The sequence below is a fragment of the Rhodococcus sp. NPDC003348 genome, assembly GCF_053589375.1.
Window position 1 is genome coordinate 1 of sequence record NZ_JBSFRT010000047.1, and the last position, 18,979, is coordinate 18,979.

Sequence of the window (18,979 nt, forward strand, 5' to 3'; positions counted from 1 at the left end):
GGCACGACCCTGACCGGGTCGTGCCGCCTCGTCTCATCGCTATCCCCGCTCGTCGGCCGCGAATCGTGTGGCCACCAGGGCACCCACCTCCGCCATCGCCGCGCGCGCCCGAGCGATCGTCGCGGTCTGCATCGCAAACCCGTGTCCCACACCCGGGTACCGCAACTGCGCAGTCGGCACCCCGGCATCCCGGAGTCGGTCCCCGTATTCCTCGACGCCGTCGCGGATGGGGTCGGCGTACCCGACGGCGATGATCGCCGGCGGCAGCTCCGTCAGCGACGTGGCGAGTGCGGGAGTGCCGTACTCGTCGTCGACGCTCGGGTCGTCACCGAGGTAGAGCCCCTTCATCCAGTCGATGTCGGTTGCGGTGAGGAACGGGCTGTCCCCGAACTCCCGCATGGACGGCCGGTCGCAACGGCGTTCCACGCCCGGATAGAACAGGACCTGCTGTGCGATCGCCGGCCCCTCCTCGTTGCGTGCCCGGAGGGCGGTCGCGGCCGCGAGCCCGCCGCCGGCGCTGTCCCCGCCGACGCCGATTCGCCCTGGGCCGACACCGAACTCGCCGGCGTGCTCGTGAAGCCAGCACAGCGCCGCGTACGCCTCGTCGTTGGCAACTGGGTACGTGTGCTCGGGGGCCAAACGGTAATCGACGTTCGCGACCACCGCTCCGGTGGCGTCCGCGACGTCGCGGGCGAGTCGGTCGAAGGAAGCCAGCGAGCCCATGATCATGCCGCCGCCGTGAAACCAGAGCAGGGCCGGCGCATGCGTGTCCGGGGCCGCATGAGGGCGATAGACGCGCACCGGCACCCGGCCGTGGGGTCCGTCGAATCCGCAATCGGTGACGGACCGCATCTGTGGGCCCTCGGGGCGGACGATCGACTCGAGGTTGCGCCTGGCGCCCTCGACACCGATCTCGTGCATCGGTCGGGCGCCCGCGTCGATGACCCGTCTGACGACGACTGCGACGTCCGGGTCCCAGACAGAGGTGTAGCGGTTGGTGGGTTCTGTGGCAGGCAAGTCGTGTTCTCCTCGGTCGACCGGAGTCCGATCCGGTGTGGGGAACGTGACGGCGGGCCAGGTCAGGTGTCGTTGCGGGTCGTGTTGCGCAGCAACATGCCCGTACCGGCCTCTCCGCCACGTCGATGTTCGTTCATGAGCTCGATCAGACGCTCGTTGTCGTGGTCGGCGAGCGCCTCGATCATCGCTTCGTGTTCTGCCACCACCCGCCGCCGCACTTCGGCGTCGAACAGGTAGGCGGCGTGATACGGCATGGCCAGCTTCCACAGCCGGCGGATCTCCGTCACGACGAGGGCAAGGGGGGAGCGGTCGAAGATGGCGAAGTGGAACTCGTGGTTCGCCAGACGCATCTCGAGGACGTCGCCGCGCTCCGCGGCGAGGGTGACGCGGTCGCTGAGGTCCCGGATCTCGCCGAGTGCGTCCTCGTCGAACGGGGGAAGGGTCGCGAGCACCTCGCGTTCGAGGGCGCCGCGCATCAGGTAGATCTGGTCGAACTCGGACTGCTCCAGCCGCGCGACCGCATAGCCGACGTTGCGGCGGTGCTCGACGAGCCCCTGTGACGCGAGCTGGCGCAGCCCCTCTCGGATCGGAAGCCTGCTGACCCCGAGCCGTTCGGCCATCAGTTCCTGTCGGACGGGTTGACCGGGCAGCAGGTCGCCGGTGACGATCATGCGTTCGATCTCGTTTGCCACCCAGTCGGCGCCGCGAACCACCCCGGCCGTGCCGGGCGCCGAATCGCCCTGCGCCGCTGTCGTCCCTCGGCTCACCGCTGTCCTCCTCGTGCCTCTGTCCTCCCAGTACCGACCCTTTCGTGCCGGTGGCGCACCGCGGCGGAACCGTCACTCCCCGCCGAATGCCCCTGCCGACCGCAGGGCCTCGACCTCGTCGGGGTGGTATCCCATCGCACCGAGAACCTCTTCGGTGTCGGTTCCACGGGGCACGGCCCGGCGGGGCGTCCGCGTGGGCGTCCGGCTGAGCTTGATCGGTACGCCAACGCCACGATAGTCGACGGTGTCCAGGAACAGGCCGCGGTGACGGGTCTGCGGTGCGGTGAGCGCCTGTTCGACGGTGTTGACGGGGCTGGCGGCGACCCCGGCCGCCTCCAGCTTGCCCGCGAGTTCCTGGGGGTCCCACTGCGCGATCAGATCCTTGAGCAGTGCCACGAGGGTGTCGCGATGCTCCGACCGCACCCCGTTGGTGACGAAGCGTGGATCGTCCGCGAGTTCGGGGACCCCGAGAACGGTGACCAGCGATCGGAACTGGCGGTCGTTGGCGGCGCTGACGAAGAAGTCGCCGTCGCGCGCGGCGAACACCTGATACGGCACGACGGTCGGGTGGAAGTCGCCGGTGCGCCGCGGCACCGCACCGCTGGACGCCCAGTTCGCGGCGTGCGGATGAAGCAACGAGATCACGGCATCGAGGAGCGTCACATCGACGAGTTGACCACGTCCGCTGATGCCGCGTTCGGCCAGGGCGAGCAGGATGCCGCTCACCGCGAGGTGCGAGGCGACGACGTCGACGATCGGTACGCCCACCCGCAGCGGGTTGCCGTCGGGGTAGCCGTTGACGCTCATCAACCCGCCGAAGGACTGCAGGACGGCGTCGTAGCCGGGCAGGCCCCCCATAGGGCCGTCCACGCCGAATCCGGTGACGCGGCAGTACACGAGGCGCGGATTGGCCTCGGCGAGCATCGTGTCGTAGTCGAAGCCCCAGCGGGACATGGTGCCGGCCTTGAAGTTCTCGATCACCACGTCGGCACCCGCCAGCAGGTTCCGCAGCACGTCGCGTCCCGCTTCGGTGCGCAGGTCCAGGCAGATGTTGTCCTTGCTGTGGTTGAGGCTGCCGTAGTAGGCGCTGCTGGCCCCCTCCTCCTCGAAAGGCGGTCCCCAGCCTCGGGTTTCGTCGCCGGACGGCGCCTCGACCTTGATGACCTCGGCGCCGTGGTCGGCGAGGGTCTGCGCGGTGTACGGGCCGGCGAGGACGCGGCTGAGGTCGAGCACACGGAGACCGGCGAGGGCGCCGACCCCGGTGCTGGTGGCGGCCGCGCGCCAGGCCGTGCGTCCGTCGATGGTCGTGGTGGGAGCGTTCATCGCGAACTCCTCTCATTGGTCGTGTCGCCGGTGCCGACGACGAGATCCCACACGTCCACACCCTCGTCGAGGACGCGCCGTGCCAGTTCATCGGCCCAGAATCGCTCCGAGCCGTGACGGTCCCGCCAACTCCACAGTGAGGTGGTGAACCGGCCGAGCCGGTGCTCGGACGTCGTGCCGATGGCGCCGTGGATCTGGTGGGCAGCGGCGGCGATCGGGTGCGCCGAATCCGATGCGACGACCTTCGCGGCCGCGATCGCGTCGGGGGTCCCGGAGGCGATGGCTTCGCCCACCGCGATCTCCGTCATCGTCGTGAGCGCAGCCTGCTGAGCCAGACGTTGCTGTACGGCCTGGAACTTCGCCAGCGGGCGGCCGAACTGGATGCGTTCGGACGCATGACGCAACGTGTGGTCGTGCACGGAGCGGGCGGCGCCGGCGAGCGCGGCGGCGTAGGCGACGGCGCCGCGCCGGACGACCTCGTCAACGGTCAGAGTTGAAGGACCGTGGAAGGAAACGGGTACATCCTCGAAGGTGACGTCGGCCAGCGAGATGCCCGTCAGGTCGGTCCCCGACGAGACGGAGACACCGGGACCGGACACCGGCACGATCGCGACGGTGGACCCGTCGGCTCCGGAGTCGGGAGGAAGGACCACCACGATGGTGTCGACCTCCGCTGCGAAGGCAACCTCGGTGACGGCGCCGTCGAGCACGAGGCGGTCACCATCGGAACGGACGTTGCCCATCGTCGCCACGCCCGCCGTCGCCGCCGACGAGGTGAGGGTGTGGCCGGCGGACGCCGCGATCCACGCCGCGAGTACCCCGTGCTCGATCAGCGGGGTGAGGGCGCCGCGTTGTGCGGAGACCGACACCACCGCGAGGGCGTCGGCGAGGTCTCCGCCGCCCCCGCCCGCGTCCTCCGACACGGCAACGGTGGCGAAACCGCTGCTCTGCAACTGATCCCAGATCTCGTGGTCCCATCCCGACGCGGGGGTCCGGAGGTCGACACCGATGCGGTCGACGATCGACGTGGTGGCCGAGGTCAGCTCGGCGGCAATCTCGCTCATCGGATTCCCAATCCGCGGGCCACGATGCCGCGCAAGATCTCGTTGGTTCCACCTCGCAGGGTGAACACCGGTGTGTGCAGGACGCTCTGGGCGAGCATCAGGGCGAGTGGGTCCGCCGCCCTCTGGCGCGCGACGATTCCGCTGGAGGCGCGCACCGCCTGGACCAGGTCACCCTCGTACGTGGACCCGAGGTCCTTGACCATCGCCGCGAGAACGTCCGGTTTGCGGCCTGCGGTGAGTTCGGACGCCACCTTCAGTGACATGCGGCGCAGCGCCCAGGCCTTGGCCGTCAGAGTGCCGAGCGTGCGACGCTGGTCGGGCGTGGCGCCGACCTCGGCGAGGTGTGCCGACCACGCCCGCAGCAATGGCATGGTGCTCAGGTAGCGTTCGGGTCCCGAACGCTCGTAGGCGAGTTCGCTCATCACCTGGGCCCAGCCGTTGCCTCGGGTGCCGAGCAGTGCCGTCGCCGGCACTCGCGCATCGTGGAAGATCACCTCGTTGAAGTGGGCCTGGCCGTCGAGGCTCGGGATCGGACGGATCTCGATGTGGGGATTCGGCAGGTCGACGAGGAACTGTGACAATCCCTCCTGGCGATCCTGGGGTCCGCCGTCGGTGCGGGCGAGCACCACCATCGCGTGGGCGATGTGTGCGCCGGTGGTCCACACCTTGGTCCCGCTGAGGACCCAGGTGTCGCCGGCGAGAGTGGCACGGGTCCGGACCGAAGCCAGGTCGGAGCCGGCGTCGGGCTCGCTCATCCCGATCGAGATGAACGTGGTGCCGGAGGCGATACCCGGGAGATAGTGCGCCTTCTGCTCATTCGAGCCGTGCGCCAGGATGCTCGGTGCCATCTGGCGGTCGGCGATCCAGTGCGCTGCGACGGGTGCTCCGTGCGCGAGCAGTTCCTCGGTGACGACGAAACGTTCGAGGGGTGTGCGGGCGTGACCGCCGTACTCGGTGGGGATCGTCATGCCGAGCCAGCCGCGTGCTGCCAGACGGGCACTGAAGCCGGGGTCGAAGCCGGCGTTCCAACTGTCGGCTTCGGGTGTGAATCGTCCCTCGGCGAGTTCGTCGGAGAGGAAACGCCGGACGTCGTTTCGAAGGGCGTCCAGTCCGGCGGAGCCGGTGGGCGTCGGGTGGGTCACGGTGGTTGTCATGATCGTGCCGGACCTCGGGAGGACCAGGCGGACTTGCCCTTCCGCGACATCGACCACATCTGCACGCCGCGTTCGATCTCCAGGGCGGACGCCCAGCTGACGGCGGGCGGACCGAGTTCCAGGCGCGCACTGGACATGATTCGCCGGGTCAGTTCGGGGTCGGCCGCAGGGATGCGGACGAGTCCGTCCACGACACCGGGGATCTGCTCGGCCGGGACCGCGGTGTGTGCGAGTCCACGAGCGACGGCCTCGCTCCCGGTGAGCGACTGCCCGCATGCTGCGAGCGCGACGGCACCGGACCAGCCGAGTGCTCGACCGAGCAGTGAGATGTGGCCGCCGCCGGGGTGGATGCTGCGGGCGGAGAAGCCGCTGTCGAGCACGGTGTCCGGCGTGACGACCATGATGTCGGCGGCCAGCGCGAGGTTCAGTCCGGCGCCCACGGCGCCGCCGGTGACGACGGCGACGGTGGGTACGGGCAGTGAGCCGATGCGCACGAACGCGCCGTAGACGGCGGATGTGCGCTCGACCGCTTCGGGAGAGGCCGGGTCCGCCGAGGAGGAGGCCAGGTCGCGGGTGTCGGCGCCGCTGCAGAAGTAGCTGCCGTTGGCGTCGACCACGACCGCGCCGATCGAGAGGTCGGATTCCACACGCTCGCAGAACCGTTCGATGTCGGCGGCCATCGCGAGGGTGATGGCGTTCTTTCGGCCGGGATTGTTGAGGGTGAGGCGGGCGACGCCGTCGTGGACGGACGTGAGGACCGGCGGCTCCGGGGGAGCCGCACCCAGGTCCGTGTCGGGTGTGGTCTGGGTCATGCGCCGACCGTAGCAGATTGTGCACCCAAATTGGATCCAATAATGATTGACAAAAGTGGTTGCGCTGCTGTGCACTGGCCCACACCAGAAGTCGCCGCATCAGGGTGGCGGCCGGGAAGGAGTACCTGTGTTCAGCTTGGCGGGACGGATCGCGCTGGTCAGCGGAGCCGGCCAGAGTGTCGGCGAAGGAATCGCGAAAGTTCTCGCGCGCCAGGGTGCGTCGGTCATCGTCAACGACCTGCACCCCGACCGCGCGGAGAAGGTCGCGGCCGCCCTCGTCGAGGAGGGCAACACCGCGGTCGCCGCAGCCTTCGATGTCACCGACTACGCCGCCGTCGAGGAGCATGTGCGCGCGGCCGAGGCCGAACTCGGCGGGCACGTCGACATCGTCGTCAACAACGCGGGTGTCGCCGAGGGCCGCGTGATCAAGCCGTTCCGCGAGCTCTCCCCCGAGGAGTGGCGGGCGCCGATCGACCTCAACATCTTCGGGGCGATGAATTGCATCAAGGTGGCGCTCGACGGGATGTGCGACGCGGGCTGGGGGCGCGTCGTGCAGATCTCCTCCGGCTCCGCGCGCACCGGGCAGAACATCAACCAGAGCATGTATGCCACCGGAAAGAGCGGCATCGAGGGCTTCATTCGCCACCTCGCCGCGGAGACCGGGCAGTACGGGGTGACCGCGAACATCGTCGCGCTCGGTCATCAGAAGAACCTCGAGGAGAAGATGAGCCCCGAGATGATCGAACAGATTCTCCGCACCATCCCCATCGGCAGGCTCGGTGACGCCATCGAGGTCGGTGCGTTCTGCGCCTACCTGGCGTCGGACGAGGCCGGAGGCATTACCGGGCAGACGATGGACTTCAACGGTGGGTCTCAGACTCGATGAGCGCGCCGGAGTCCGGTCGTACCGGGCCGGCAACCACGCTGTCGCTCACCGCTGTCCGCGTGTCCGACCTCGCCCGGTCCGTCGCGTTCTACGTGGATGGCTGTGGTTTCGCGCACGAACGTGACCTCGAGACGCCCACGTTCAGGGCGTCCATCCTCAGGGCAGGCGCCGCCGGACTCGAACTTCTGGTGCCGGCGGAGCCCGAGCCGCTCGAGTACGGGAACGTACTGGTCAAAATCGTCCTGGGCACCGACGACGTAGTCGCATGTATGACCGCGGCGTGCGCACACGGTGGAACCGAGGAGACGCCGCCAACCCTCCTCGAGGCGTACGGGATGGTGATCGGCACCGTCCGTGATCCCGACGGGCATCTCGTCGAGTTCGTACAGCGCAACGGCGTGAAAGAAGCCTGACCGGCACGGTCGTGCGACGCGCCGCAGTCGTCGGTATCGGCCAATGTGGCTGGAATCAATTGTCTTGCAGTGCCCTTCGATTTCCTGGCGGGGGCAGACGACGAGTTCTGTTGGGGAAAGGGTCCCTTCGGTCGGTTCTTTGTTGGAGCGTTCACGGCGCCGGCCGGGCACCATCGGGTGCCCGGCCGGTGTTGTGTTCCGTCAGTGAGTCGCGAGGTCGGCCGCGACGCACCTGTTCCAGATGTCGCCGGCCACCACGCGCAGCGGCGCGATCATCTTCTGGTGGTCGAACGCGCCGACCGGTGCGCAGATGGACAGTCCCGCGAGATTGCCGTACATGTGCTCGGCCGGGCCGATCGACACACCCACGCAAGCGATGCCGGGGAACGCCTCTCCGCGGTCGAAGGCGGCACCGCGATCACGAACCTGGTTCATCTCTTCGTCGAACCGGCTCGATGCAGGGCGGGTGGGAGGGCTGCCCTCGCCGGCCCCGAGCCCGCGGGGGGACGGGGCCGGAGACACCGCGGAGTAGGCCATGATGACCTTCCCCACCGCAGTCAGATGCGCCGGCACTCGTTGTCCGACCGCGGTCGGTGTAGGTCCGGACGTGCGTCCGTTCACCTTGGCGAGGTAGACGGTGTCGCCCCGGTCGACGACACCGAGTTGGATGGTGAACCCGGTGCGCTGTGCGAATGCGTGCATGACAGGACGTGCGTGGTTGAGGAGGCGGTTCTGGTTGAGCGCGGCCTGCCCCATCTCGTAGGCCTTGACGCCGAGCTCGTAGGTCTGCTCCGGTGAGCGGGCCAGCCAGCCCGCGTTCGAGAGCTGTTCGAGGAGTCGGTGCGCCGACGACCTGGGAATGCCGGTTCGGGCCGTGACCTTGGCCAACGTCATCGGGCCTGCACTCAGGGCCTCCAGGACCAGCGACACCCGGTCAACGACGGAAACCGGGATCCCATCGGTGCGTGACGTATTCAACCCATCCTCCTTGCACCACGTGCGGTGTGACGTGGATCACGGTACCTGTGGTGTGCGGTATGCATCAATCCACGCCGTGACCGTTCGCTGTGTGTGGCACCCGCCAGCGCGAAAACGGCAGGTCGGGGCGTATTCGGCGGTGTTTCTCCGCCGACGACGACGGCGGCAGCGGAACTACCCTCCCGTTCTACGGGAGACCGACGTCACAGGGCAACTCCCGTTGCCAAGCTGGCGACAGCGCGACGGGTGAGTTGTCGCGATCAGCCGATCAGGAGACACCGTGAATTCCACTGACACCGAGGACCAGATTCGCGTCATCGACACCGGCACTCCGCCGACCCGCTACGCGCGCGGATGGCACTGCCTTGGGCTGGTGCGTGACTTCGCCGACGGAAAGCCGCATCAGGTCAGTGCATTCGGGACCGAGCTCGTGGTGTTCGCGGGCGAGGACGGAGAGCTCAACGTCCTCGACGCATTCTGCAGGCACATGGGCGGCAACCTTGCGCAGGGCACGGTGAAGGGCGACTCGATCGCGTGCCCGTTCCACGACTGGCGCTGGCGGGGGGACGGCAAGTGCTCGGGAATCCCGTACGCACGCCGCGTTCCGCCACTGGCCCGCACCCGAGCCTGGCAGACCTCCGTGGTGAGCGGGCAACTGTTCGTGTGGCACGACCCGCAGGGCGCCAAGCCGTCCGGCGAGTTGGCGATTCCCGAAATCCCCACGTATGGGAACCCGGGATGGACGGACTGGGTGTGGAACTCGATCGAGGTGACCGGATCCCACTGCCGAGAGATCGTCGACAACATCGTCGACATGGCGCACTTCTTCTACGTGCACTACGGGATGCCAACCTTCTTCCGCAACGTCTTCGAGGGGCACACCGCAACCCAGCTGATGCGGTCGAGGCCCCGGGCCGACGCGGTCGGGGTGAGTCAGTCCACCAATTACAGCGTCGAGAGTCAGTCGGATGCAACGTATTACGGTCCTTCCTACATGGTCGACAAGCTGTGGAGTGGTGGACGCGACCCTGAATCCGCACCGAACATCTACCTGATCAACTGCCACTACCCGATCACGCCCACATCGTTCCGGCTGCAGTACGGAGTCATGGTGGAGAAGCCGGCCGGTCTCCCCGACGAGCAGGCGGATCAGATCGCGCAGGCCGTTGCCAAGGGTGTCGCGATCGGGTTCGAGCAGGACGTGCACATCTGGAAGAACAAGTCCCGCATCGACAACCCGCTGCTCTGCGAGGAGGACGGCCCCGTCTACCAGCTTCGTCGCTGGTACGAGCAGTTCTACGTCGATGCCGACGATGTCCGGCCCGAGATGGTGAACCGCTTCGAGTACGAGATCGACACCGAGCGGGCACTGGGCAGCTGGCAGGCCGAGGTCGACGAGAACCTCGCCGCCGGACGCAGTGCCTTCGCCCCGAATCTCACCACCGCCCGCGAGGCAGCGCCCGCCCAGTCCGGTTCCTGAACCCCTCGCCACACCTCACACCTTTTGGAGACACGACCATGAGCTACCAAGTGCTCGACAACATCGTCGCGATGACCGACGAGATCCGGGCCGGAGCCGACGCCTCCGACGAGCTCGGCCGGCTGACCGATGACATGGCCAAGAACCTCAAGCAGGCCGGCATCATCCGGCTGCTGCAGCGTAGGAAGTACGACGGCTACGAGGCACACCCCCGTGAGTTCGCCGAGACCGTGATGAAGACCGCGAGCCTCTACGGTTCCGCGGGATGGGTCGGCGGCATCGTCGGGGTCCACCCGTGGCAGCTCGCGTTCGCGGACCCGAAGGTGCAGGACGAGGTGCTCGGCGCCGACTCCGACACGTGGCAGGCGTCCCCGTACATGCCGGGCGGCATCGCCACCCCGGTCGACGGCGGCTACCGGATGTCCGGCCGGTGGCAGTTCTCGTCCGGTACCGACCACTGCGACTGGATCTTCCTCGGTGCGATGGTCGGCGGCGAGGACGGCACACCGCTCATGCCGCCCGTCGGGCTGCACGTGATCCTGCCGCGATCCGACTACGAGATCGTCGAGGACTCGTGGAACGTCGTCGGTCTGCGCGGCACCGGCAGCAAGGACATCGTCGTCACGGACGCCTTCATCCCCGACTACCGGGTGATGAAGTCCCAGGACGTGATCGACGGGACCGCGGCCAAGGAATACGGCGTCACCGAGACGCTGTACCGGATGCCGTGGTCGACGATGTTCCCGCTGGGCATCACGTCCGCAACGATCGGGATCTGCGAGGGCGTCCTCGCTGCCGGCGTCGACTACCAGCGCGGGCGGGTCGGCGCAGCCGGCACCGCGATCAAGGATGACCCGTACGTCCTGCACGCACTGGGGGAGGCCGCCGCGGAGATCGATGCGGCACGCCAGCAGCTGCTCGCGAACGTGGACCGCATCTGGGATCTCGTCGATGCGGGCAGGGAAGTGGACTTCGAAACCCGGGCCTCGTCCCGCCGCAATCAGGTGCGGTCCGCGTGGCGGGCCGTCCGCGCCGCTGACGAGATCTTCGACCGCTCCGGCGGCAACGCGCTACGGGTCGACAACCCGCTGCAGCGGTTCTGGCGCGACGCGCACGCCGGACTGCACCACGCCATCCACGTCACGAGCACGACGTACCACGCATCAGCAATGGCGTCATTGGGAATCGACGTCCCGAACGGCCCTCTGCGCGTGATGATCTGACGCCCCATCGGCGTCCAGGAAGGAACACAGTGACCGAGATCAAGGGACTCGGGTACGTCCGCGTGCACGCCACCGACATGGTGCGATGGCGCGAGCTCGGATTCGACGTGCTCGGCTTCGCGCCCGGAACCGGACCCGAGGAAGACGCCCTGCACTTCCGCATGGACGAACGGCCGTCGCGGATCACCGTCGAACACGGTGACGTCGACCGCGTCACCGCCGTCGGCTGGGAGGTTCGCGACGGCGCTGCACTGCGCCGGCTTGCCCAGCGGCTCGACGCGGCGGGCTGCGAGTACGCGCCCATGCCGTTCGACGTGTGCGAGTTGCGTCGCGTCGAGGCCTGCCTGGTCACGAAGGACCCCGGCGGCACACCGCTCGAGTTCTTCTTCGGGCCGGCACTCGACCACAGCCCGGTGATCACCGGCTATGGGCAGACGTTCGTCACCGGGTCGCAGGGCCTCGGTCACGTGGTGATGCCGACCGCGAACTTCGACGATTCGTACCGCTTCTACACCGAGGTGCTCGAATTCCTGCCGCGTGGCGCGTTCCGGATGCCGACGCCTCCGGGTACCCCGCCGCAGCGGATCCGGTTCCTCGGCGTCAATCAGCGCCACCACAGCCTGGCGATCATGCCGGTGCCGGAGGGTCGCGACCCCGGGCTCATCCACGTGATGGTGGAGGTGGACTCCCTCGACGCCGTCGGCCGAGCCCTCGATCAGGTCGAGGCACGGAACTTCCCGCTGTCGTCGACGCTGGGCAGGCACACCAACGACAAGATGATCTCCTTCTACGTCCGCGTGCCCGGCGGCTGGGACATCGAATACGGAACCGGCGGAAAGCTGGTCGACGAAACGTACTACACCGCAGAGGAAATCACCGCGGACAGCTACTGGGGCCACGAATGGATGTGGGCTCGGCAGGCGAAAGCCGAGAGGGAAGCGGTCCAGAGCGCATGAAGAAGGACGTGAACACAGTGGACACACACGACGTCGACGCGATCGTCATCGGCGCAGGCATCTCCGGACTGTACGCGGCGTACAAGCTGCGGGAACGCGGCATGACCGTGCACGGCTTCGAATCCGCGGCCGGAGTCGGCGGCACCTGGTTCCACAACCGCTACCCGGGCGCGCGGTGCGATGTCGAGAGCATCGACTACTCGTACTCGTTCGACGAGAACCTGCAGCAGGAGTGGACGTGGACGGAGCGATTCGCGACGCAGGAGGAGATCCTCGCGTATCTCGAGCACGTCGCGGACCGCTTCGACCTGCGCGGCGCATACGACTTCCTGACCCGGGTGACCTCCACCGTGTGGAACGAGGAGTCGGCGCGGTGGACCGTCACCACCGACACCGGGAAGACGATGACCGCACGGTACTGCATCATGGCCACCGGCGTGCTGTCGGCGACGAACCGACCCGACATCGCCGGCCGCGACTCGTTCACCGGCGAGACCTACCACACCGGTGAATGGCCCCACGAGAAAGTCGATTTCACCGGCAAGCGCGTCGGTGTCATCGGAACGGGTTCGTCGGGAATGCAGTCCATCCCGCTGATCGCGCAGGACGCGGCGCACGTCTTCGTCTACCAGCGCAGCGCCAACTACTCGATCCCGGCGGGCAACCGGCCGCTCACCCCGGAGCAGATCGCCGAGGTGAAGGCGACCTACCCGGAGCGGCGTCGGCTGGCCCGACTCAGCGGAGGCGGCACCCCGTTCACCCCGTACCCGAAGGGTGCGATGGAGGTCGACGAGGCCGAGCGCCGGCGTGTGTACGACGAGTGGTGGCAGCGGGGCGGATACCTGTTCGCGAAGGCCTTCCCGGATCAGACCGTGAACCTGGAGTCCAACGACACCGCCCGTGAGTACGTCGAATCGAAGATCCGCGAGATGGTGAACGACCCCGCGATCGCCGACCAGCTCATTCCCACCGACCATCCGATCGGAACCAAGCGGATCGTCACGGACAGCGGCTATTTCGAAACCTACAACCGGGACAACGTCACCCTGGTCAATCTGCGGCGAACCCCGATCGTCGAGGTCACCGAGACCGGGATCCGCACCAGCGAGGGTCACCACCAGCTGGACACGCTCGTGTTCGCCACCGGGTTCGATGCGATGACCGGCGCATTGTCGCGGATCGACATCCGCGGGCGCGATGGCCGCACCCTGCGCGACGAATGGGCCGCGGGACCGCGCACGTACCTCGGGCTCGCCTCCAACGGCTTCCCGAACATGTTCTTCATGGTCGGCGCGGGCAGCCCCAGCGTGCTGGCCAACATGGTGCTGATGGCCGAGCAGCAGGTGGACTGGATCTCCGCCTGTCTCGATCACCTCGACGAGGTGGGTGCCCGGACGATCGAAGCCGGCGCACAGGCGGTCGACGACTGGGTTGCCGAATGCAACGAGAAGGCCGCAGGCACCCTGTTCCCGTCCGCGAACTCGTGGTACATGGGCGCCAACATTCCCGGCAAGCCACGCGTGTTCATGCCGTACATCGGCGGTTTCGCCAACTACTGCACCATCTGCGCCGAGGTCGCCGAGTCCGGCTACAAGGGCTTCGACCTGGTCGGGTCGGAGAGCGCCTGAGATGACCGCAGCACATTCATCAACCACACATTCATCGACGAGAGGCCGATCATGACCGACACGATGCCCGTCGCCTCCAGGGCCGACACCGAGGAATTCGAATCGCAGTTGGCCGCCGCGATCGACGTGTGCGACCCGGCGCCACTGCTCATGTCACTCGTTCACGTGACCGGAGACACCGGACTCCTCGACGAGTTCGGTCCGCGGCTGACGATCAGCGAACCGGGTAATCACTATCGGACCGGCACTCGCCCGACCACGCCGCCGGGGCAGTACCCCGAGGACGTGGTCGCCGACATCCGGGCCCGCGCGCACAAGTTGCTCACCGCCGATATGGCCGATCGCCTCGGCGTTCCCGACCCCGAACTGTTCGTTCGCATGGCGACGGTGGGGACGTCGGAGCGCGTCGACGAGGAGTTCGTCCAGATCCTGCGCGAACAGTCCGGGTTCGTCCTGGGGGAGCGCCGCGTCCCGGTGACCGTCGCGCCCCCGGCCGACTTCTCGGTCATCGTCATCGGCGCGGGGATCGTCGGTATCAACGCCGCGATCAAGTTGCAGGATGCCGGCTTCGCCTACCGTGTGTTCGAGGCGCGACACGAAATCGGCGGAACCTGGTCGCGCAACACGTATCCGGGTGCCGCCGTCGACACTCCCAGCCACTACTACTCGTACTCCTTCGAGCTGAACCCCGGCTGGTCGAAGTACTACCCCTCGGGAACCGAGTACCAGCGATACCTCGAGGGCGTCGTCGACACCTACGGGATCGCCGAGAACATTTCCTTCCGCACCCGCGTGCTGTCCGCGACCTGGCTCGACGACCAGCACGTCTGGGAGGTGACCACCGAATCCGCCGACGGCACCCGTGAGGTGCACCGCGCGAACGCGGTGGTGACCGCGCTCGGCATGCTCAACTCGCCGAACATCCCCGACGTCGAGGGCATGGACACGTTCGCCGGAACCGTTGTCCACACCGCCGACTGGGACGCCGGCCTCGACCTGACCGGCAAGCGCGTCGTGGTGCTCGGAACCGGCTGTACGTCCGTGCAGGTCGTCGCCAGCATCGTCGACCAGGTGAAGTCACTCGACGTCGTGGTCCGGTCACCGCACTGGATCGTGCCGGAAAAGGCCGTCGTGAACGACGTTCCGGACGGCGAGAAATGGGCGCTCGCCCACATCCCGCGCTACCACGAGTGGTTCCGGCTGCGCTCGTACTGGTTCGCGTCCGACAATCTGTACACGTTGCCGCGGATCGATGCCGAATGGGCGAAGACGCACTTCTCCGCCTCGCCGGCCAACGAGATGGTGCTGAACACGGCACGGAACTACCTGCAGACCAGCTTCGCCGACCGCCCCGACCTGGTGGAGAAGCTGACGCCCGACTTCCGTCCGTACGGCAAGCGGATCGTCAAGGATCCCGGTTTCTTCAAGGCGCTCACGCGAGAGCACGTGACCCTGCACCGGGCGTCGTTCCAGCGGGTGACATCGGACGGTGTGATCACCACCGAGGGCGACTTCGTGCCCGCCGATGTCATCATCCTGGCGACCGGCTTCGCACTGGAGTTCACCACGTCCATCGAGATCACCGGACGCGACGGGCGAATGCTCGCCGACCAGTGGAAGCGTGGTGACGACCCCCGCGCCTATCTCGGCATCCAGGTGTCCGGCTTCCCGAACCTGTTCGTCACGGCGGGACCGAATTCGGCACCGAACCACGGTGCCGGCCACAACATTCTGAGCGAGGAGCACGTTCACTACGTCATCGAGTGCCTGCAGTACCTCCTCGAGAACGGGCACGATGCGATGGACGTGCGGCAGGAAGTGCAGGGCGACTACAACCGCAGGGTGGACGAGGCGCTGGACAAGACGGTGTGGGTGCATCCGGGCGCGAAGGTCAACGGCTACTACCGCAACAGCGCCGGACGGGCAGTGGTGCCGTGTCCGTGGCGTCTGGTCGACTTCTGGACGATGCTGCGGGAACCGAACCCGGAGGCTCTCGAGTTCATCGACCCCACCACCCGAGGCGGCGACCGATGAGTCCCGAACCCGCAATCGTCGACGGGTGTGTGGAAGTCGACCTGCTCGTCGTCGGATCCGGCACCGGTCTGGCCGCTGCGCTGGCCGCATCGGAGGCCGGACTGTCGACGCTGGTCGTGGAGAAATCCGAGTACGTGGGGGGGTCGCTGGCCCGTTCGGGTGGAGCGTTCTGGGTTCCCGGAAACCCGGTGCTGGCGGCACTCGCGCCGTCCGACACCCTCTCGGACGCCCGCACCTACGTCCGCGCGGTGGTGGACGGTAGCGCGCCCGACGAGCGGGGTGAGGCGTTCCTCGACCACGGTGGCGCCGCCATCGCGATGCTCGAGCGCATGACACCGATGAAATTCATGTGGGCGAAAGGGTATTCGGACTATCACCCGGAGAGGCCGGGTGGATCGGCGCTGGGCCGGACCTGCGAGTGCAAGCCGTTCGACATGTCCGTGCTCGGCTCCGAGCAGGCCAGGCTCAGGCCCGGTCTGCTCGACGCGCCGCTGCCGATGCCGGTCACCGGTGCCGACTACAAGTGGCTCAACCTCCTCACCCGGACGCCGCGCAGGTCGCTGGCGCGGGCAATGCGGGCGTTCGCCATCGGGGTCGGCGGCCTCGCACTGCGACGGCGGTACGTGGCCGGCGGTCAGGCTCTGGCCGCAGGGCTGTTCGCGGGGGCGGTCCGAGCGGGCATCCCGATCTGGACCGACTCGCCGCTGGTCGAGTTGACCGAGCGGGACGGGCGGATCGTCGGTGCGGTGGTGGAGCGGGCAGGTCGTCGCACCACCGTCGTGGCCCGGCGCGGGGTGGTGCTCGCCGCGGGAGGCTTCGACCACGACATGGAGATGCGGCACAAGTTCCAGTCCGCACGGCTGGCTGAGAACGTCAGCCTGGGATGCACCGCGAACACCGGCGACGCCATCAGGCTGGCCCAGGATCACGGTGCCGCGGTCGGCCTCATGGATCAGGCGTGGTGGTTTCCGGCGGTGGCGCCGCTGCCCGGCGGACAGCCGAGGGTCCTGCTCGCCGAACGCTCGCTCCCCGGATCGTTCATCGTCGATCAGAGCGGCCGCCGTTTCCTCAACGAGGCGATGGACTACATGTCGTTCGGACAGCGCGTGCTGGCCCGCGAGCGCGAGGGCGACCCGATCGAAAAGATGTGGCTCGTCTTCGACCAGCGCTATCGCAACAGTTACCTGTTTGCCGGGGAGTTCTACGCTCGGCAGCCGCTTCCGGACTCCTGGTACGAGCACGGGGTCGCACACCGGGCCGGCGGGGCGCGGGAACTCGCCGCCAAGATGGGTGTGCCCGGCCCCGAGTTCGCGGCGACCATGCGGACGTTCAACAACGCCGCGGCGAAGGGTATCGATCACGACTTCGGTCGCGGGTCCAGCGCCTACGACCGCTACTACGGCGATCCGACGGTGACCCCGAACCCGAACCTGCGTGCGCTGCAGGAGGAGTCGATCTTCGCTGTCGAGGTGGTCCTCAGTGACCTGGGAACATGCGGTGGCCTGCGCGCGGACGCGAACGCGCGGGTGCTCCGCGAGGACGGCACCATCATGGACGGCCTCTACGCGATCGGGAACACCGCCGCGAACGCGTTCGGGGCGACGTATCCCGGTGCCGGGGCGACCATCGGTCAGGGACTCGTGTACGGCTTCGTCGCGGCGCGCACGGCGGCCGGGGCGCCGCTGCCGGCCGGGATCCCGGGATGACGATGCAGGCGCTGAACTGCGAGACGTGTGGGCGGGGCGTGCTCGTCGAGAAGTTCAGCCCCGCCCACACGTCGATCCAGTGGACGTCCGACGCGTCGGGGTGCCCGCTGATCGCGGCGGGGACGCACTCGCTCGGTGACCGTGACCGGGGCTGCGGCGCGCTGCGTCGCACCATCGACCGCGCGGTGGCGCGTCACGGACTGGGCGAATCGCGTATCGAGCTGCCGTCGGGCCCGAATCTGCCACGCCTGCACTGACGAAAACGGAAGCGGCCATGGATTTCCATGGCCGCTTCCGCTTTCGTCGTGTCAGTCCGCGGTGCCGACGACGAGTGGGCAGCGCGTGCCCGTGAAGATGCTCGCCGCGCACTTGTTGCAGTGAATGCACAGTGAACGCGTCTCGCGGTCACGTTGGATACGCGCGATGAGGTCGGGCTCACGCAGCAGGGCTCGCGCCATGGCGACGAACTCGAACCCCTCACGCATGGCGACCTCCATGGCGTCGAGGTCGGTGACACCGCCGAGGAGTACGAGTGGGAGCGACAATTCGTCACGGAACTGCCGCGCGTACTCCAGGAAGTACAGCGGCTCGTACGGGTAGTGCTTGAACACTGCCTTGCCGAACACCTTCATCCCGAACTGCACGATCGGGACCTGCGTCTCCGCCATCTCCTGCAGCGGCACGTCGCCGCGGAACAGGTACATAGGATTCAGCAGGGATGAACCGCCGGTCAGCTCCAGCGCGTCCAGGTGCCCGTCCGATTCGAGCATCTTTGCGAACGGCAGGGATTCGTCGAGCCAGAATCCGCCGGGCACGCCGTCGGCCATGTTCATCTTCGCGAGGACCGTGATCTCCCCGTCCGCTGCTTCGGCGACGGCGGCGAGGATGCGGCGCGCGAACTCGGCCCGGTTGGCGAGGGATCCGCCCCAGCGGTCCTTGCGGTGGTTGACCTTCGGGCTCAGGAACGAGCTGGCGAGGTAGTTGTGACCGAGGTGGACCTCGACGGCGTCGAATCCAACCTCGCGCGCGTAGCGGGTGGCCTGTCCGTGGGCGTCGATGATCCGCTGGATGTCCTCGTCGCCGGCCTTGCGGTCGATGCTCATCGACAGCGGGTTCGGCCGGGCGGACGGCGCGAGCGAGGGCAGTCCGTTCGATCGGGAGTTGGCGACGGGGCCGGCGTGCCCGATCTGTGCGGACACCTTCGCGCCGGTCGCGTGGACGGAATCGGTGAGGAGCCGAAGTCCGTCCAGGGCCTCCGGGCGCCAATAGATCTGATCGCGTTCGGTGCGCCCTTCGGGGGCGACGGCGAGGTATGCGACCGTCGTCATGCCGACGCCTCCCGCGCCGACCGCAACGTGGAAGTCCACGAGGCGGTCACTGACGAGGGCATTCGGTGTCGCGCCCTCGAACGTCGCGGACTTGATGACGCGGTTGCGCAGCGTGATCGGTCCGAGGCGCGCGGGAGCGAGTGGGTCGGGTACGGAGGTCTCGGCCGGGGTGGTGGGTGGTGTTGTCATGCGATCTCCGTTTTCTCGGGC

At 67.9% G+C, this 18,979-nt stretch carries 17 protein-coding genes; 9 read left to right on the plus strand and 8 right to left on the minus strand.

Translation table 11 applies throughout. The features are described 5' to 3' along the window. Positions 1–39 precede the first annotated feature (39 nt). The 6 genes from ACWDU4_RS23930 to ACWDU4_RS23955 all read right to left on the minus strand — a co-directional run bounded on the left by ACWDU4_RS23930 (position 40) and on the right by ACWDU4_RS23955 (position 6,137). The gene (locus ACWDU4_RS23930; protein WP_450116430.1) at positions 40–1,017 is read right to left on the minus strand and encodes an alpha/beta hydrolase; all 978 of its coding nucleotides are present in this window, start codon (positions 1,015–1,017) and stop codon (positions 40–42) included. 62 nt (positions 1,018–1,079) lie between these two features. Then, entirely contained in the window at positions 1,080–1,784 is a 705-nt protein-coding gene (locus tag ACWDU4_RS23935) for a GntR family transcriptional regulator (RefSeq protein ID WP_450116431.1), read from the minus strand. A gap of 72 nt (positions 1,785–1,856) precedes the next feature. Continuing rightward, entirely contained in the window at positions 1,857–3,107 is a 1,251-nt protein-coding gene (locus tag ACWDU4_RS23940) for a CaiB/BaiF CoA transferase family protein (RefSeq protein ID WP_450116432.1), read from the minus strand. Then, on the minus strand, positions 3,104–4,171 hold the full coding sequence (locus ACWDU4_RS23945; RefSeq protein WP_450116433.1) for an acyl-CoA dehydrogenase family protein: 1,068 nt from the start codon (positions 4,169–4,171) through the stop codon (positions 3,104–3,106). Before ACWDU4_RS23945 ends, ACWDU4_RS23940 begins: the two co-directional genes overlap by 4 nt. Further along, complete coding sequence (locus tag ACWDU4_RS23950; protein ID WP_450116434.1) at positions 4,168–5,325, minus strand: acyl-CoA dehydrogenase family protein; 1,158 nt, start codon at positions 5,323–5,325, stop codon at positions 4,168–4,170. Before ACWDU4_RS23950 ends, ACWDU4_RS23945 begins: the two co-directional genes overlap by 4 nt. Continuing rightward, a complete protein-coding gene (locus ACWDU4_RS23955; RefSeq protein ID WP_450116435.1) occupies positions 5,322–6,137 on the minus strand; it encodes an enoyl-CoA hydratase/isomerase family protein in 816 nt (271 codons plus the stop codon). The genes ACWDU4_RS23950 and ACWDU4_RS23955 overlap by 4 nt, the downstream gene beginning before the upstream one ends. 127 nt (positions 6,138–6,264) lie before the next feature. Here ACWDU4_RS23955 and ACWDU4_RS23960 point away from each other — a divergent pair, with 127 nt between their 5' ends. Further along, the gene (locus tag ACWDU4_RS23960) at positions 6,265–7,023 is read left to right on the plus strand and encodes an SDR family NAD(P)-dependent oxidoreductase (RefSeq protein WP_450116436.1); all 759 of its coding nucleotides are present in this window, start codon (positions 6,265–6,267) and stop codon (positions 7,021–7,023) included. Then, positions 7,020–7,436 carry a VOC family protein gene (locus ACWDU4_RS23965; protein WP_450116437.1) on the plus strand — a complete coding sequence of 139 codons (417 nt, stop codon included), beginning with the start codon at positions 7,020–7,022 and terminating at the stop codon, positions 7,434–7,436. Before ACWDU4_RS23960 ends, ACWDU4_RS23965 begins: the two co-directional genes overlap by 4 nt. Before the next feature lie 201 nt (positions 7,437–7,637). Here the strand turns inward: ACWDU4_RS23965 and ACWDU4_RS23970 are convergent, their stop codons facing one another. Further along, the gene (locus ACWDU4_RS23970; protein WP_450116438.1) at positions 7,638–8,414 is read right to left on the minus strand and encodes an IclR family transcriptional regulator; all 777 of its coding nucleotides are present in this window, start codon (positions 8,412–8,414) and stop codon (positions 7,638–7,640) included. 280 nt (positions 8,415–8,694) lie between these two features. Between ACWDU4_RS23970 and ACWDU4_RS23975 the strand changes: the two genes are divergently transcribed. From ACWDU4_RS23975 to ACWDU4_RS24005, 7 genes are read left to right on the plus strand one after another with little or no spacing between them, the layout of a single operon-like run. Then, positions 8,695–9,894 carry a Rieske 2Fe-2S domain-containing protein gene (locus ACWDU4_RS23975; RefSeq protein ID WP_450116439.1) on the plus strand — a complete coding sequence of 400 codons (1,200 nt, stop codon included), beginning with the start codon at positions 8,695–8,697 and terminating at the stop codon, positions 9,892–9,894. 38 nt (positions 9,895–9,932) lie between these two features. Further along, positions 9,933–11,117, plus strand: a complete 1,185-nt coding sequence (locus tag ACWDU4_RS23980; protein ID WP_450116440.1) for an acyl-CoA dehydrogenase family protein — start codon at positions 9,933–9,935, stop codon at positions 11,115–11,117. A gap of 29 nt (positions 11,118–11,146) precedes the next feature. Beyond that, entirely contained in the window at positions 11,147–12,073 is a 927-nt protein-coding gene (locus tag ACWDU4_RS23985; RefSeq protein WP_450116441.1) for a VOC family protein, read from the plus strand. Continuing rightward, positions 12,070–13,701 carry a flavin-containing monooxygenase gene (locus ACWDU4_RS23990; RefSeq protein WP_450116442.1) on the plus strand — a complete coding sequence of 544 codons (1,632 nt, stop codon included), beginning with the start codon at positions 12,070–12,072 and terminating at the stop codon, positions 13,699–13,701. The genes ACWDU4_RS23985 and ACWDU4_RS23990 overlap by 4 nt, the downstream gene beginning before the upstream one ends. Before the next feature lie 51 nt (positions 13,702–13,752). Then, complete coding sequence (locus ACWDU4_RS23995) at positions 13,753–15,735, plus strand: flavin-containing monooxygenase (protein WP_450116443.1); 1,983 nt, start codon at positions 13,753–13,755, stop codon at positions 15,733–15,735. Continuing rightward, positions 15,732–17,441 carry a 3-ketosteroid-delta-1-dehydrogenase gene (locus ACWDU4_RS24000; RefSeq protein ID WP_450116444.1) on the plus strand — a complete coding sequence of 570 codons (1,710 nt, stop codon included), beginning with the start codon at positions 15,732–15,734 and terminating at the stop codon, positions 17,439–17,441. The genes ACWDU4_RS23995 and ACWDU4_RS24000 overlap by 4 nt, the downstream gene beginning before the upstream one ends. Beyond that, positions 17,438–17,698, plus strand: coding sequence for a hypothetical protein (locus tag ACWDU4_RS24005; protein WP_450116445.1), 261 nt, complete (start codon positions 17,438–17,440; stop codon positions 17,696–17,698). The genes ACWDU4_RS24000 and ACWDU4_RS24005 overlap by 4 nt, the downstream gene beginning before the upstream one ends. 51 nt (positions 17,699–17,749) lie before the next feature. On the opposite strand, the gene ACWDU4_RS24010 is transcribed toward ACWDU4_RS24005, so the two are convergent. After that, on the minus strand, positions 17,750–18,958 hold the full coding sequence (locus ACWDU4_RS24010) for an NADH:flavin oxidoreductase (protein WP_450116446.1): 1,209 nt from the start codon (positions 18,956–18,958) through the stop codon (positions 17,750–17,752). Positions 18,959–18,979 lie beyond the last annotated feature (21 nt).